The following is a 14095-nucleotide window of genomic DNA, read 5'->3' as shown; positions in this document are numbered from 1 at the left end:
AAAAACAACCGCTTAAACATAAGAGAAAGCTATTTTTCTAGTAAAAATCGATTATTTGGCCTAGATTATGACTCACGGCATCAAGCGTCAAGTTCGGTATACCAAATTCCATAAAGAGAATGGGGTCACGCCATGAATGAAGTGCTCAAGCAGGGCAGTGCCACGACGGCAAGCAGGATCTACGAAATGCTCCGCCAGGATCTGCTCGATGGCCGCTACGCTGCCGGCGAGCGGCTGACGATCGCACTACTACGAGAAACCTATCAGGTGGGTCTGAGTCCGCTGCGCGAGGCACTGAACCGTCTGGCGGCCTATGGTCTGCTGCGCCAGGAGAACCAGCGCGGCTTTCGCGTGCTGGAGTTGAGTCGCGACGAGCTTGCCGATATCACCGAGATGCGCCGGCAGCTTGAGGGCAAGGCGTTGGAGCTGGCCGTCAAGCATGGCGATGAAGAGTGGGAATCCCAGCTTTTGGCGGCTAATCATCGGCTATCGAAGGCCTGCTCCCATACGCCGGTCGTGGAGTGGGAGCAACTGCACTCGCGCTTTCACAATGCCCTCGTCGCCCCTTGTGGTTCGGTCTGGTTATTGCGCTTCATCTCGCAGCTGCACGACCAGTTTGATCGCTATCGGCGCGTGGCGCCTCGCGCCCAGGAGCTGCGACATCAGCTCGACGCCCAGCATCAAGAGCTGGTGGACCTGGCCCTGGCTCGTAATGCCCGCCGTGCCCGGGAATTGCTGGAGGAACACATCACCCTTTCCAGCGAGGTGGCCCAGAAGAGCTGCCGCTAGGCGGCCCTGGCGCGGCGTACTGAAAACCTTTGCCGTACGTAGCCCCCTTTACAGGGGCGGCTAGCTTCGGCTAGTGTTGGTTTATGGTATACCATTTGTTGGTCTTATCATGCCATAGATCACAGCGCGCGACATGTCGTTGAGGTTCGCTGCGCAGGTGCCGAAGGAGAGCGGGATGGAAGGTCAGATGAAAAGCCAGAAGGGCCAGGCGGATAGCTATGTGCTAACAGAGATGACCTGGCCAGAGGTCGAGGATGCGCTTAAGACCGTCAAGATGGCCATCGTGCCGGTCGGAGCGCACGAGCAACATGGGCCGCACATGAACGAGAGCTGCGATGCGGTACTGGCCACCGAAATGGCCAGGCGCCTCGCCGCTGCGCTGCATCCGCAGGTGCTGGTGACGCCCACGGTCAACATGGGAGTCTCTCCGCATCACCTGAACTTTCCCGGCACCATCAGCCTGCGCCCCGAAACCCTGCTGGCCGTGCTGCGCGACATGGTCGTCTCGCTGCAGCGTCACGGGATCGACAAGGTGCTGTTCCTCAACAGTCACGGTGGGAATCAAGCCACGCTTGGCCTGGCCTGCGCCAGCTTTATGCAGGAATTAGGCGTGGCATGCTACTACGCCAAAACCACGGCTTCCGCCAAGAAGGCCATGAAGGAGCACATTTCCTCAACCCTGTTCGGCCACAGCTGCGAGCGCGAGGTCTCCGAGGCGTACTATCTAGCCCCCCACCTGGTGCGCTCGGAACGGCTCGAAAAGGGGGACATCGTACACGGAGGATGTTGGGAGGGACTGCGCCCGGGCAAATCTCTCCAGGGCTTTTACTATTACGAGGAAATGACCCGCAACGGCTGCATCGGCGACGCCACCCAGGCAAGCCACGCCATCGGCAAGGCGATCGTCGAGGAAGCGCTTGAGGAACTGTCAAAGGCGCTGCGGCCGCTGCTTTCCGAATCTGCCCAGGCCCAGGCTGAGCAGGATGAGAGAGAGCTTGCCACCTGAAGGGCCATCGACGAGAAACGAGCTGTTGGTCAAATCACAACGAGAGAGCGCTGACATGTACATCATATTGACAAGCAAGCTGGGCGAATACGATGCCAGGCCGGGACAGGGTGTTGCCCCTGTAGAATCTTACGAATACTTTTTCTACGGTAGGAAGAAGGCCGATTTCACCATTGCCGAGGTCAGCGGTGACCAGGGCCGGGTAAGCATTGTCGAGACCGGGGAGGACGGCAAGACCAATAGCGTGCCGCTGAAATTCTTCGAACGCTTCGACTCAGTCGAAGCGGCGCGAGCCGAACTCGAGCAACTGGTGACTTTCGGCAGCATAGAAGCACGCTTGGAAAAGGCACCGCTGCACTGAGCCGATTACCTACCTGCCATACACGCCCCCGTGCCCATCGGTGCGTGGGCTCTGCTTTTTCTGGGTCTTTGTGTACCAGATGCCAACGTTTTGTCGCGATGTGATAAAATACTGTTTTATCGTATCCTAGCTTCGAGACAACTGATGGTAGCCCGAATGGCAGAGTCCTGGACTCAGGAAGACCTCTCACCGATCCGCGACAAGGTATATGCCTATCTCAAGGACGCTATACTGCGCGGCGAGTACAAGGCGGGTGACCGTCTGGTCGAAAGGGTGCTGGCCGAGAAGCTCAATATCAGCCGCACGCCCATCCGCGAGGCGCTTTTTCGCCTCGAGACCCAGCGCTTCGTGCGTACCGTGCCGCGCAAGGGAGTGGTAGTCAACGAGATTACCCAGGCTGAGATTCTCGAAGTGTTCATGATCCTGGCCTCATTGGAGTCGCTGGCGGCGCGCCTGGCTGCACAGAAGGTCAATGAAGAGATCGCTGCCGAGATCGATCAGCTCATGGCCGAGATAGACGAGGCGCTGCAGGACGATGGTGGCGATGAGGTGGATCTCAACGTCAAGTACAACGACCTGATCGGCCGGGCCTCAGGCAATCCCAAGCTGCACGAGATGCTGGTCGACCTGAAGGACTATGTGCGTGCCTTCTCCAATCTCAGCGCCGCCCTGCCGGGGCGTACCAAGGAGGCGCTGCGCGAACACCAGGATATTCTCGGCGCTATCCGCGGGGGCGAGGAGGACCTGGCCGAGAGCTTTACCCGTATCCACCTCGAGAAATCGCGCAAGGCCTACATGAGTCGCTCGCAAGTCTGATCGGCAATGGTAGGTAGAGAACAGCCAAGAGCCGGACGCCCGCATTGCAAGCGCCCGGCTTTCCTTTACGCCTGCCACTGGCCGGCGGTAACTGGCTAGCCGATCACCAGGGGCGAGGATAGATTCCTCAGCGCCCGAGCCACGCTCATGGCGACGATATAGCCGGTCTTGGGATTGTTCGGCGACGGCGTGTTCTGTACCTCGATGCGCACCTCGCCGAACAGGCCCTTGGCGGAAACCTCGTGCACGTTCTTGTCGATGGTGGGGTCGACGAAGACTCGCACCTCGGTGGCCTCGAAGCCTACGCCGGCCAGGCTCAGCGCTGCCGAGACGTTGACGCTCTCAGGGAAGACGCGGGACGACTCGCGGGCGTTGCCCTCGAAGATCACCGTCGGCTGCGTCACCGTGTCGAGGTCGACCACCTCCTCGGCAAAGGTTCCGCGCCAGGCCTTGACCGGCTTGCGCGTGGTCAGCGTCACCCGCTCCAGAGGCCCGTGGGCGGCGGCTGCGACGCGGTCGAGGCCAGCAATCGCTGCCGAGGGTACCAGTACGCGCCTGCCGTGTTGGCTGGCGCTGGTCATGACGCGGTCGTAGAGCGCCTGATCGCAGAAGGCACCGACCGATACCACCATGAAGTCGCTGCCGTTGGTCAGTGATCTCTCAGCGTAGCGGAACACCGCCTCGTGCCCTGCCGTCTCGACCACCATGTCGGGGCGAGAGGCAAAGAAGGTCTCTTCGTTGTCGGTGATCGTGCAGCTATCCAGTGAAGCATCGGCATACTTGCCCGCATCGCGTACCAATACGCTGGTAAGCCGGGTGTCGCCAGCCTGGCCGCTGAGGATGGCCTCGGCGACGTCTTTGCCCGCCGTACCGTAGCCGATGAGTCCAACTCGAATCGCGTTCTCTGTCATCGCTTGCCTCACGCCTCTGCCTTGGGTCTGACCTGACGCGTACCGGTAGCACCGCCCTTGGATGTCTCTTCCCAGGAAACCTTGATGTCGCCCTTGAGGAAGGTCTGGCAGGCGAGGCGATAGCCCTGTTCCAGCTCTTCGGCCGAGAGCAGTTTCTCTTCCTTTTTCTTTACGGCGTCGGTATTTTCGCGGCCTTCTTCGAGCAAGCACTTGCACGTGCCGCACAGGCCACCGCCGCACTTGAACGGAATGCCACCCTTCTCGCGCAGCGACACGCGCAGCAGGTTGGAATCCTTGGGCGCGCTGACCACCTTGCCGTCGTTGGTGATGAAAGTAATGTCCGGCATATCGATTACCTCGCTGGATCCGGTGATGCGTCAGGCCACGCTGCCTTCTAGCTCATGGGTGAAATTGAAGCTGTCGGCATGGATGCGCTCGACGTCGAGGCCGCGCTGGGAAAAGCTCGTCTTGGCGGCGGCGATCATCGGCGGCGGGCCGCACAGGTAGGCATCGAAAGCGCTCAGGTCATCGAAGTCCTGGCACACGGCCTCGTGAACGTAACCGCGACGGCCGCCCCATTCGGGGTCGGGCTCTGAAAGCACGGCCACGTAGCGAAAGTTGGGCAGCGTACGTCCCCACAGGCGTAGCTGTTCGTCGAGATAGAGATCTTCCGCGCGGCGCACGCCCCAATAGAGCACGATGCTGGGACGCTCGGGTTCGTCCAGCAGCGACTCGATGATGCTCTTGAGCGGCGCCAGGCCGGTGCCGCCGCCAACCATCAGCAGGTCGCGGGGACTCTCGGTGTCATGGCGGAAGTTGCCCAGCGGCAGCTCCACGTCGAGGGTGTCGCCGGGCCGGTAGTGGGTCTCGAGTCGGCCGGTGAAGTGGCCGCCGGGGACGCGGCGGATATGGAAATCGAACAGCTCGCCGCGGTGGGGCGAGGCCATCGAAAAGCTGCGAGGGCTGCCGTCATCCAGCATCACGTTGAGGTATTGGCCAGGGTGAAAGACCACTTCGCTAGCGGTGGGGATGCGCAGCACCAGGTGGGTGACGTCGTGGCTGAGTTTCTCCATCCGTTCGATGGTGGCGATATGGAAATCGGCTGGTATGTAGCCTGACGGCAGCATCTTGGCACTGATGGTCAGATCGCTCTGGGCACGTGCCTGGCAAGCCAGTGCGTAGCCCGCCTCGGCTTCCTCTTCTGTCAGGCCGAAGGGGAACTCCTCGTAGTCGACCGTGCCTTCCAGCAGCTTGATGCGGCAGGCGCCGCAACCACCGAAGCGGCAGTCGTGAGCGAGTGGAAAGCCGGCACGCTCGGCAGCCTCGAGCAGTGGCTCACCCGTCTGGGCGTCGAAGCTTTCTGAGGTCTCGGAGAGAGTAATACGGTAGCTCATGGCAGCCTCCTGGAGTGCACCCGTTTCAAGGCAAGGTCTTGTCGTTGTTGCCGGGTGCTGGTGCTTGGCCGGTCATCAGGGGAGTCGGCAAGGGGACTTGCCGACGTTGCTTGCTTATTTCTTGATGTCGGCTTCGACCACGATCTCGTGGCCGGCGTCGCGCAGGTGATCCTGCAGCGCTTGCAAGGCTGCCAGTCCAGCCTGGGTGTCCTGCTCGCCGTTGCCGCCGCTCAGGCCCACCCCGCCGATCACTTCGCCATCGACGACGATGGGAAAGCCGCCGACGAAGACTGCGAACTTGCCCTCGAAGCTCCACTGGATGCCGAAGGCTTCGTTGCCGGGCAGGGCGGGGCCGTTGGGGGCGGTGTTGAACAGATGGGTCGAGCGCTTGTGACCGGCAGCGGTGAAGGCCTTGTTCCAGGCGATCTGCGGGCCGGTGACGCGGGCGCCGTTCATGCGCTCCAGCGCCAGGGGATAGCCGCCGTCATCGACCACGCAGATGGTTTCCAGCACGCCGATCTCCTCGGAGCGCTGCTTGGCGGCTTCCACCATCAGCTTGGCTTCTTCCAGTTCCAGTCGAAAAATCTGTTTCATGAGTGTCACCTTGTCGTCAGGGTTGTCGTTGTATCTGCCGCGCTCAGCGGCCGAGGTAGACGGTCTTGGTCTGGGTAAAGAAGTCCAGCCCGGCGCGCCCCGATTCGCGGAACGTGGAGGTGCTCGACTGTTTCAGCCCGCCGAAGGGGGCGTTGACCAGGTTGCCCGTGGTGGTGCGGTTGACCTTTACCGTGCCGGCCTGGATATCGAGCGGGAAGCGCTGGATGTAGCCGATGTCGTTGGTCACCAGCGCAGCGGCGAGACCGTAGGACGTATCGTTGGCCTTGGCGATGGCATCCTCGTAGCCATTGATCTCGATCACCGCGATTACCGGGCCGAAGATCTCTTCGCGAGCGATGCGCATCTGCTGAGTCACGTCGCTGAAGATCGCCGGCGCCACGTAGAAGCCCTTGGCATAGCCGCCTTCGGTGAGGTGTTCGCCGCCGTATACATGGGTCGCTTCCTTCTTTCCCGCCTCGACGTAGCCGAGCACGGTGTCGAGCTGCTGGCGGGTGGCTAGCGGGCCAATCTGGGTGCCCTCGGTCATGCCGTTGCCGATCTTCAGCGTCTTGACCTTTGACACCAGTCGCGTGAGGTACTCCTCCTTGCGGCTACTGGCGATCAGCACGCGGCTGGTGCCGGTGCAGGCCTGACCAGTCAGCGAAAAGCCGCCTTTCACGGTGAGGTCCACCGCGGTATCGACGTCGGCGTCCTCGAGCACGATCAGGGGGTTTTTGCCGCCAAGCTCCATCTGGGTGCGAGTGGCCATGGCCGCGGCGCGGTGGATGCGCTCGCCAGCGGCGGTGGAGCCGGTGAAGGAGATCGCCTTCACCACGGGGTTGGCGGTGATCTCCTCGCCTATCGCCGAGGCGGCACCGGTGATGAAGTTGAATACGCCTGCCGGGACGCCGGCATGATGCAGGGCCTCGGCCAGGCGATAGCCGATCAGCGGCGCATCCGACGAAGGCTTGAACACCACTGTATTGCCGGTAATCAGGGCCGGGGCGATCTTGCGCGCCGGGATCGAGATCGGGAAATTCCACGGCGTGATGATGGTGGCCACGCCGAGCGGCTCGCGCTGGGAGTAGACCATCATCTTGGCATCGTCCTGGGGGAAGGTCTCGCCGGTGATGGTCTGGCCTTCGATCGCGTAGAAGCGCAGGGTCTGGGCGGAACGCGCGATCTCGTCGCGGCTGTTGGCCAGCAGTTTGCCTTCCTCGCGGGTCAGTTCCTCGGCGAACTGCTCGACATTCTCCATCAGGTAGTCGGCGGCACGGTTGAGAACCTTGGCGCGCTGCGAGATGGGTGTCTCGCGCCAGGCGGCGAAGGCGCTGTCGGCCGCACTGATGGCCTGGCGGGCGTCTTCCACCGTCGAGGCCTGGAAGCGCCCGATCAGGTCGTCCTGGTCGGCGGGGTTGCGGTTCTCGAAGGTTTCCCCCGAAGTGGCCGCGACCCATTGGCCGTCGATGTAGTTGAGAAATTGGGTTGCGTTATCCAAGACGCTTACCTCTTTGTCGTTGCTGGCTACCGATGCTGGACCGGGTGCGTTCGTGCTCGCGCCGGGTCATCTGCCAGGTGGCGCCGGCAGATGACCTGACGGGACCGGGCCTGGATCAGGCGGCCATGTCGAGCTCGGTGATAGGCAGGTCGCCGGCAACGTAGTCGTAGTACAGCGCGGTGGTGTAGAGCAGGCGCATCTGGGCGCCGATCTCGCAGATCTTCAGGCAGCGCTGCTGTAGCTCGACGGTATCGGCATGCTCCAGCACGATCTGGTAGCCACGCTCACCGTGGATTTCGTCGGAGACGATGTGCAGATCGAAGAACTCGACTTCCTCGTCGGTGAAGCCGTACTTCTCGCGCAGGGTCGGCGTCTGCTTGCGATAGATCGACGGCACCTGGGACTCCAGGCCAACGACCAGGGCAGCCACGGCGACCACCGGATGCTCACGCATGGCCACGGCATAGCACCAGCTCTGCAGGCCACGAGTGGTGGGCGACATGTTATCGGGGTTCTCGACGCGCTCGCGGGTGGTACCGCAGGCCTCGGCGAAGCGGATCAGCAGGTCGGTATGGCGGTCACCGCCCAGCTCTTCCTCGTACATGTTCTGCAGCAGGAAGTCCTTGGCCTCGGTGTAGTTTTCCGGCGTGTTGGCATAGATATAAGCCAGGTAGTCGGCAAATGGGCCTACATAGTGATAGTGATTCTCGGCCCAGCGGGCGAGGTGGTCGCGGGACAGCTTGCCGCTGGCCCAGGCTACGCTGAACGGTGCCTTGTTCGCGCTCTTGCCCTTGATGGCTTCTTCCAGAGCGGTACGGAATTCGTCGCGATTCATCAACTGTGCCATGGGAGGACTCCTGGTTGCTGTACGCCGCCTGGTTCGGCAGGCCGCGCTGTTGTTGTTTGCCGTGGGTAGTTAACCGACATTGTCCGGCAATCACCGGGTTTCTTGTAAATGGCTCTTGGTATACCAAAAGCCATGAAGTGAGCGTAATTTCACCGTGATTGTCCTGTCAAGGGAATTTCTGACTTGGGTCAGTTTTCCCCTGGGCGATGCCAGTCAGCGCTCTGTGAAAACGTGAGCCATACCCTGGTAACCGAAGCAGTGCCGCTGCTCGCAGGCTTGCTAACATGCACGAGATTGGCTCAGGAGCGTCATGGCAAGGCTAATCAAGCCGGATAGAACCGAGATGATTTGTGGTATACCATGGACATGGCCCGGGCAGATTGATTGTCCCGGAAGGTGTGACTTGTTGAGGCAGCAAAATGGGCAAGTGTTGCCATACCGGATCGGTGTGTGGGGAAGCGGTATGGGCAGGGTGGTGCTTGCATGGAGAGGGTTTGCCATGCTGAAGCAGCTCTTCGATGAGCGGCCCGGAGATGCGGGGCTGGACGGGAGGCAACGGCTTGTAGCCACCCTGGTAGTGGTATTGGCTACCTTGATGGCCGTGCTCGACCTTGGCATCGTCAATATCGCTCTACCGACACTGGCACAAGGCCTGGGCGTTCCCGAATCTCGGGCGGTATGGGTTGCTACCGCCTACCAACTGGCATGTGCTGCCTCGCTACTCTCCTTTGCGGCTTTCAGTCGTCTGGCAGGGCAGTGGCGTGTCTTCTGGTGCGGTCTGGTGCTCTACACTCTGGGCGCGTTAGGTGCGGCGCTCTCCACCAACTTGGAGTCGCTGCTAGCGTGTCGTGTTGTGCAGGGGTTGGGCGGGGCGGCGATCCTCAGCTTGGGCCCATCGCTCTATCGGAACATTTTTCCGCACCGACTGCTGGGGAGATCGATCGGCCTCAATGCCATGGTCGTCGCCTTCGGCTTGGCCTCGGGGCCTACTCTGGGGGGGGTGGTGCTCTCACTGGCTAACTGGCCCTGGGTCTTTGCCGTCAATGTTCCGGTGGGTCTGCTGGCCATCGGGTTAGCCTGGCGGTCGCTGTCGTTCGAGCCCTGGCAGCGAGGCGGCTTCGACTGGCCGGGGGCGCTTCTCTCCGCGTTGATGATGGGAGGGCTCGTGCTGACCATGGAGCGACTGGGCCATTCGGGGCACTACGTTCTGGTTGGCGGGCTTGCCGCGCTCAGCCTGCTTTCCCTCGCCATCTTCGTCTGGCGGCAAGGACGCACGCCCTCTCCGTTGGTGCCGCTGTCGTTGTTCGCGGAACCCCGCTTTGCGACTGCATCCCTGGTGACGGTACTGGCCTTCACAGCCCAGGGAGCGGCTTTCGTCGCGCTGCCCTTTCTCTACCAGAGCGTGATGGGCGTCTCGCCACTGCAGGCGGCCCTGCTCTTCACCCCGTGGCCGCTGGCGCTATTGATCTCTGGGCCCATGGCCGGTCGCCTGGCCGACAAGCGCGACCCAGCGCTGCTTGCGGCAGGGGGGCTGGCCTTGTTTATGGGAGGGATGGTAGGACTGGGCTGGCTGAGTGCAGCTGGCTCGGCGATCTATATAATATTGCCTTCGCTGCTCTGCGGGCTGGGCTACGGTTTTTTCCAGGCACCGAACAATCGCGAAATCATTGGCAGCGCTCCCTTGGCGTTGAGCGCAAACGCTTCCGGGGTGCTGGCGACGCTGCGCACCTTCGGCCAGTGCCTGGGCTCTGCCATGGTTGCGCTGGTGATGACACTGCCCTTCGGCGATGTATCTTTAGCGCTGTGGTTGGCGGCTCTGCTGGCGCTGGTAGCCTTGTTGGTCAGTCTCTTTCGCCTTACTCAGCCGGTGCGGGTAGTCGCCTCCTGACATAATCCCCTAGCGGTCGATCGACTACCAGGCCAGTACGGCGCCGTCGGTGCGCGGCTCGGTGCCGCCGCATAGCACGCCGCTGTCGCTGTCGCGCAGGATCACCTGGCTACGGCCGAAGCTCAGCGAGTCGGCTCGCTTGACGATGCGGTGGCCGCGCCGCGCCAGCGCCTGGGCGAGGTGATCGGGGAAGTGCGGCTCGACCTCGACGGTCCTGTCCCGGGTCCACTTCCAGCGCGGCAGGTCGAGCGCCGCCTGGGGGTTGAGGCGATCGTCGAGCATGGCGGAGACCACCTGAACGTGCCCCTGCGGCTGCATGAAGCCGCCCATCACGCCGAACGGCCCCACCGCCGCGCCATTGCGGGTGATGAAGCCCGGGATGATGGTGTGGTAGGTACGCTTGCCCGGTGCCAGCGCATTGGCATGGCCGGGGTCGAGGGAGAACGAGCAGCCGCGATTCTGCAGGCTGATGCCGGTGCCCGGCACCACGACGCCCGAACCGAAGCCCATGTAATTGCTCTGGATGAACGACACCATGTTGCCGTCGCCATCGGCGGTGGCCAGGTACACGGTACCGCCCCTGATCGGGTTGCCATGTTTCGGTTCCAGCGCCTGCTGGCCGATCAGGTTGGCGCGCACCTGAAGGTAATCGTCGGCCAGCAACTGCTCCACGCTAGGACCCATGGCATCACGCTCGGTGACATAGCGCAGCCCGTCGACGTAGCCCAGTTTGGTCGCCTCGATGCGTCGATGCAGGGTCTCCACCGGGTCGCGCCCTTCCTCACCCAGGCGTTCGAGCATGCCCAGCGCCTGCAGCGCGATCAGCCCGCTGCCGTTGGGCGGGATCTCCCAGATGTCATGGCCGCGATAGCGGGTGCCGATCGGCTCGACCCACTCGGGTTCGAAGGCGGCCAGGTCCTCGCGGCGTAGCAGGCCGCCGTGTTTGCGAAAGAAGGTGTCGATGCGTTCGGCCAGTTCGCCGCGATAGAACGCTTTACCGTGGGTTGCGGCGATGGCGCGCAGCGAGTAGGCGTGGTCGGGTGCCGCCCAGCGCTCGCCGGCCCGAGGAGCGCGACCGTCGGGGGCGAAGACGTCGAACCAGGGACGCAGGGCGGAATCGTTGCTGCCGCGATAGGCCTCGAAGGCGTCTTCCCACATGCGGCTGACGGTCGGCGAGACGGGGAAGCCTTGTTCCGCCAAGGCGATGGCCGGGGCCAGAAGGTCGGCGAAGGCCAGCTTGCCGAAACGCTCGGACAGCGCCGCCCAGGCTGCCGGGGCGCCGGGCACGGTGACCGGCAAGACACCCTGCTCGGGCATGCGCTCATGGCCCAGCGCCTTGACCGCCTCGATGGTTGCCGCCCGGGGTGCCGGGCCGCTGGCATTCAGGCCATGCAGCTTGCCGTCGATCCAGACGATGGCGAAAGCGTCACTGCCCAGGCCGTTCGAGGTCGGCTCCACCACCGTCAGCGCCGCGGCGGTGGCGATCGCCGCGTCCACGGCGTTGCCGCCCTGCTGCAGGATCTGCATCCCGGCCTGGGCACCCAGGGACTGCGAGGTAGCGACCATGCCGCGGTTACCGTAGGTGGCCATGCGCCGCGATGGACTGGGGTAGTAGTGCGCGTCATGCTGCATGGAGACTCCTTGACGTTAGATTGCGCCACTTCGCGGCGAATGGGCCGCCTGGCCGCGGGTTAGCCGAGAAAGAGGCCCCCGTAGACCAATGCAGCCAGGATCACGAAAGCCGGGTGGGTGCGAAAACGCAGCAGGGCGATGGCGGCAACCGCAGCGATCAGCAGCATATGCAGCGGGCCGGCGCCTTCCAGTCCTGCGCTGAGAAAGCTCCACGTCAGCCAGGCCATCATCACGGCGATCACCGGGCGTACCCACTGGCTCATGCGCTTGACGCGCGGCGAGTCGCGATGGCGATAGAGCAGCCCGAGCGCCCCCAGCATCAGCAGCAGCGATGGCACCACGGTGGCCAGCACGGCGATCAGGGCGCCACCGATGCCGGCCACATCATAGCCCACATAGCCGGCCATCTTGGTGGCAATGGGACTCGGCAGGGCGTTTCCCAAGGCCAGGGTCTCGGCAAACTCCTGGGCGTTCATCCAGCCGTAGCGGCCCACCACTTCCGCTTCGATCAGCGGGATGATCGCCGGGCCGCCACCATAGCCGACGACGTTGGGAATGAAGAAGGCGAGGAACAGCTGCCAGTAGATCAAGGATTCGTCTCCTCGTGCTTCGCCCGTCCCTTGGGCAACGGGCACAGCAGGGCAACCGCCAGCAGCGCGCCGATGATCAGCCCGGGATGCACTCCTGCCAGATAGATCAGGCCGCCGGCAGCCGCGGCCATGACCAGGCTGATGATCCAGCCCAGGGCGAGCCGCGACTTGTTCCAGAAGTCCAGCGTCAGCTGGCCCATCATGACCATCACCACCGGTACTACGGCCTGGCCCATGCCCCGGATCCAGGCCATGTCGCGATAGCGGTTCAAGGTGGTGAGCAGCACGATCATCGCCACGATCATGGGCAGTATCACGGCACCGACGGCAACCGCACAGCCGAGCGTGCCGGCCAGCCGAAAGCCGATATAGCCGGGCATCTTGGTGGCGATGGGGCCGGGCAGGGTGTTGGCGATGGCCAGGATGTCGGCGAACTCCTCGTCGCTGAGCCAGGCGTGATGCTTGACCACTTCCTGCTGCACCAGGGGGATCATCGACGGGCCGCCGCCGAAACCGAACAGGCCGATACGGGTAAAGGCCCAGAACAGGGCGCCGAGTGGCGCCTTGGCATGCGGCGTCATGGAGACTCCTCATTCACGGGGACGAAGTGCATGGTCGTTGCTTCGGAAGGTTTACCCTATTGCCTCGTCGCCGCGCAAATGGGAGGGCCGGCTCGGGGCGCGGCTAGTCTTCGACCAAGGCAAGCCTGCCGCGCAATCGGGCCTCCAACGGCGCCAGGTCGACCTCGATGTCGCTCGGCCAGCCTACGGTGAGCAGCACCCCATCGCTTGCGTAGCTGGCCGCTTCGACCGGCACGTCATGGCTCTCCAGCCACGCGCGTGCCTCGGCCTCGCCGGCGAAATCCACCTTGAGCTTGAGTGCGATGCGCTCGACCACTTCCCGTCGCGGCAGGTCATCGAGCCCGCGGGCCACGGCCTGGGCGTAAGCACGGGCCAGGCCGCCGGTGCCGAGCTTGGTGCCGCCGAAATAGCGCGTCACCACGCAGCCCACCTGACCCAGTCCGGCGCCTTCCAGCACTTGGAACATGGGGCGCCCCGCGGTGCCGCCTGGCTCACCGTCGTCGGAGAAGCCGATGGCGTTCTGCTCCCCGGGCGGTCCGGCGATGAAGGCGCTGCAGTGATGGCTGGCATTGGGGTGGGCACGCCGGGCCTCGGCCAGGACCGCCTCGAAGGCGGCTGCATCCGGGACGTGGCAGAGCCAGGCGATGAAGCGGCTCTTCTCCACTTCGGTGACGCTTTCCCGCCAGTGGCCGGGTGGCAGGTCGGGCACCGGATAGCGCATCAGTGGGTCAGCTCGTGCCGATCCTGCTGGCGCACCACGCCCATCACCATGCCGAGTACCTGGATGTCGCTGTTCTTGAGATAGATAGGCGCCATGTTCTCATTGGCCGGCTGCAGGCGGACGCCGCTCTTCTCGATATAGAGCTTCTTCAGCGTGACCTCCTGCTGGTTGATCAGCACCACGGCGGTTTCGCCGTTCTCCGCACTCTCCTGGCGCTCGATGATGATCACGTCGCCATCGAAGATGTTGCAGTCGATCATCGAGTCGCCGCGCACCCGCAGGGCATAGGTATTACGCCGCACCATGCAGGCGGGGGCATAGACGGTGCCGCCGCTGGGGCAGGCTTCGATCGGCAGGCCCGCCGAGACGTCCCCCAGTAAAGGAATCTCGGTGAGATCGGTGGCATCCACGCTGGCCCAGGAGGTGGCGATGGGCAGGTTGGGGCGTCGGTACAGGTACTGCATGGA

16 protein-coding genes are annotated in these 14095 nt (G+C 63.3%); 5 read left to right on the top strand and 11 right to left on the bottom strand.

All coding sequences use genetic code 11. The features are described from left to right. Window positions 1-132 precede the first annotated feature (132 nt). From HBJ55_RS06490 to HBJ55_RS06475, 4 genes are all read left to right on the top strand, one after another. A complete protein-coding gene (locus HBJ55_RS06490) occupies window positions 133-789 on the top strand; it encodes a GntR family transcriptional regulator (RefSeq protein WP_167112270.1) in 657 nt (218 codons plus the stop codon). Window positions 790-976: 187 nt separating this feature from the next. Further along, complete coding sequence (locus HBJ55_RS06485; RefSeq protein ID WP_167112268.1) at window positions 977-1795, top strand: creatininase family protein; 819 nt, start codon at window positions 977-979, stop codon at window positions 1793-1795. A gap of 25 nt (window positions 1796-1820) precedes the next feature. Then, on the top strand, window positions 1821-2156 hold the full coding sequence (locus tag HBJ55_RS06480) for a ferredoxin (protein WP_206022288.1): 336 nt from the start codon (window positions 1821-1823) through the stop codon (window positions 2154-2156). Window positions 2157-2312: 156 nt separating this feature from the next. Continuing rightward, complete coding sequence (locus tag HBJ55_RS06475; RefSeq protein ID WP_167112266.1) at window positions 2313-2972, top strand: GntR family transcriptional regulator; 660 nt, start codon at window positions 2313-2315, stop codon at window positions 2970-2972. A gap of 95 nt (window positions 2973-3067) precedes the next feature. Here the strand turns inward: HBJ55_RS06475 and nadX are convergent, their stop codons facing one another. From nadX to HBJ55_RS06445, 6 genes are all read right to left on the bottom strand, one after another. Beyond that, complete coding sequence (gene nadX / locus HBJ55_RS06470; RefSeq protein WP_167112264.1) at window positions 3068-3883, bottom strand: aspartate dehydrogenase; 816 nt, start codon at window positions 3881-3883, stop codon at window positions 3068-3070. 8 nt (window positions 3884-3891) lie between these two features. Continuing rightward, complete coding sequence (locus HBJ55_RS06465; RefSeq protein ID WP_167112262.1) at window positions 3892-4230, bottom strand: 2Fe-2S iron-sulfur cluster-binding protein; 339 nt, start codon at window positions 4228-4230, stop codon at window positions 3892-3894. 30 nt (window positions 4231-4260) lie between these two features. Continuing rightward, complete coding sequence (locus HBJ55_RS06460; protein ID WP_167112259.1) at window positions 4261-5277, bottom strand: 2Fe-2S iron-sulfur cluster-binding protein; 1017 nt, start codon at window positions 5275-5277, stop codon at window positions 4261-4263. A 114-nt stretch (window positions 5278-5391) separates the two neighbouring features. Beyond that, window positions 5392-5871, bottom strand: a complete 480-nt coding sequence (locus tag HBJ55_RS06455) for a GlcG/HbpS family heme-binding protein (protein WP_167112257.1) — start codon at window positions 5869-5871, stop codon at window positions 5392-5394. Window positions 5872-5914: 43 nt separating this feature from the next. Continuing rightward, window positions 5915-7369 carry an aldehyde dehydrogenase family protein gene (locus tag HBJ55_RS06450; RefSeq protein ID WP_167112255.1) on the bottom strand — a complete coding sequence of 485 codons (1455 nt, stop codon included), beginning with the start codon at window positions 7367-7369 and terminating at the stop codon, window positions 5915-5917. Between the two features lie 115 nt (window positions 7370-7484). After that, complete coding sequence (locus HBJ55_RS06445) at window positions 7485-8216, bottom strand: iron-containing redox enzyme family protein (protein ID WP_167112253.1); 732 nt, start codon at window positions 8214-8216, stop codon at window positions 7485-7487. Window positions 8217-8715: 499 nt separating this feature from the next. On the opposite strand from HBJ55_RS06445, the gene HBJ55_RS06440 reads away from it, so the two are divergent. After that, window positions 8716-10104 carry an MFS transporter gene (locus HBJ55_RS06440; RefSeq protein ID WP_167112251.1) on the top strand — a complete coding sequence of 463 codons (1389 nt, stop codon included), beginning with the start codon at window positions 8716-8718 and terminating at the stop codon, window positions 10102-10104. Between the two features lie 24 nt (window positions 10105-10128). On the opposite strand, the gene HBJ55_RS06435 is transcribed toward HBJ55_RS06440, so the two are convergent. From HBJ55_RS06435 to HBJ55_RS06415, 5 genes are all read right to left on the bottom strand, one after another. Next, window positions 10129-11736 carry a gamma-glutamyltransferase family protein gene (locus tag HBJ55_RS06435; protein ID WP_167112249.1) on the bottom strand — a complete coding sequence of 536 codons (1608 nt, stop codon included), beginning with the start codon at window positions 11734-11736 and terminating at the stop codon, window positions 10129-10131. Between the two features lie 59 nt (window positions 11737-11795). Then, entirely contained in the window at window positions 11796-12326 is a 531-nt protein-coding gene (locus HBJ55_RS06430; protein WP_167112247.1) for a chromate transporter, read from the bottom strand. Further along, window positions 12323-12907 carry a chromate transporter gene (locus HBJ55_RS06425; protein WP_167112245.1) on the bottom strand — a complete coding sequence of 195 codons (585 nt, stop codon included), beginning with the start codon at window positions 12905-12907 and terminating at the stop codon, window positions 12323-12325. The genes HBJ55_RS06430 and HBJ55_RS06425 overlap by 4 nt, the downstream gene beginning before the upstream one ends. 103 nt (window positions 12908-13010) lie before the next feature. Further along, the gene (locus HBJ55_RS06420) at window positions 13011-13628 is read right to left on the bottom strand and encodes an IMPACT family protein (RefSeq protein ID WP_167112243.1); all 618 of its coding nucleotides are present in this window, start codon (window positions 13626-13628) and stop codon (window positions 13011-13013) included. Beyond that, window positions 13628-14092: a LexA family protein gene (locus HBJ55_RS06415; RefSeq protein ID WP_167112317.1), complete on the bottom strand. Its 465-nt coding sequence runs from the start codon at window positions 14090-14092 to the stop codon at window positions 13628-13630. Before HBJ55_RS06415 ends, HBJ55_RS06420 begins: the two co-directional genes overlap by 1 nt. Between the last annotated feature and the right edge of the window lie 3 nt (window positions 14093-14095).

This window comes from Billgrantia bachuensis, assembly GCF_011742165.1.
Taxonomy (GTDB): domain Bacteria; phylum Pseudomonadota; class Gammaproteobacteria; order Pseudomonadales; family Halomonadaceae; genus Halomonas; species Halomonas bachuensis.
This window is presented reverse-complemented; position numbering and strand designations above follow the sequence as displayed.

Bases quoted from the DNA above. Each gene is read 5' to 3' on its own strand.
- HBJ55_RS06475 (WP_167112266.1), top strand. From the start codon at position 2,313: ATGGCAGAGTCCTGGACTCAGGAAGACCTCTCACCGATCCGCGACAAG.
- HBJ55_RS06490 (WP_167112270.1), top strand. From the start codon at position 133: ATGAATGAAGTGCTCAAGCAGGGCAGTGCCACGACGGCAAGCAGGATC.
- HBJ55_RS06415 (WP_167112317.1), bottom strand. From the start codon at position 14,092: ATGCAGTACCTGTACCGACGCCCCAACCTGCCCATCGCCACCTCCTGG.
- HBJ55_RS06465 (WP_167112262.1), bottom strand. From the start codon at position 4,230: ATGCCGGACATTACTTTCATCACCAACGACGGCAAGGTGGTCAGCGCG.
- HBJ55_RS06455 (WP_167112257.1), bottom strand. From the start codon at position 5,871: ATGAAACAGATTTTTCGACTGGAACTGGAAGAAGCCAAGCTGATGGTG.
- HBJ55_RS06420 (WP_167112243.1), bottom strand. From the start codon at position 13,628: ATGCGCTATCCGGTGCCCGACCTGCCACCCGGCCACTGGCGGGAAAGC.
- HBJ55_RS06445 (WP_167112253.1), bottom strand. From the start codon at position 8,216: ATGGCACAGTTGATGAATCGCGACGAATTCCGTACCGCTCTGGAAGAA.
- HBJ55_RS06485 (WP_167112268.1), top strand. From the start codon at position 977: ATGAAAAGCCAGAAGGGCCAGGCGGATAGCTATGTGCTAACAGAGATG.
- HBJ55_RS06460 (WP_167112259.1), bottom strand. From the start codon at position 5,277: ATGAGCTACCGTATTACTCTCTCCGAGACCTCAGAAAGCTTCGACGCC.
- HBJ55_RS06440 (WP_167112251.1), top strand. From the start codon at position 8,716: ATGCTGAAGCAGCTCTTCGATGAGCGGCCCGGAGATGCGGGGCTGGAC.
- nadX (WP_167112264.1), bottom strand. From the start codon at position 3,883: ATGACAGAGAACGCGATTCGAGTTGGACTCATCGGCTACGGTACGGCG.
- HBJ55_RS06435 (WP_167112249.1), bottom strand. From the start codon at position 11,736: ATGCAGCATGACGCGCACTACTACCCCAGTCCATCGCGGCGCATGGCC.
- HBJ55_RS06425 (WP_167112245.1), bottom strand. From the start codon at position 12,907: ATGACGCCGCATGCCAAGGCGCCACTCGGCGCCCTGTTCTGGGCCTTT.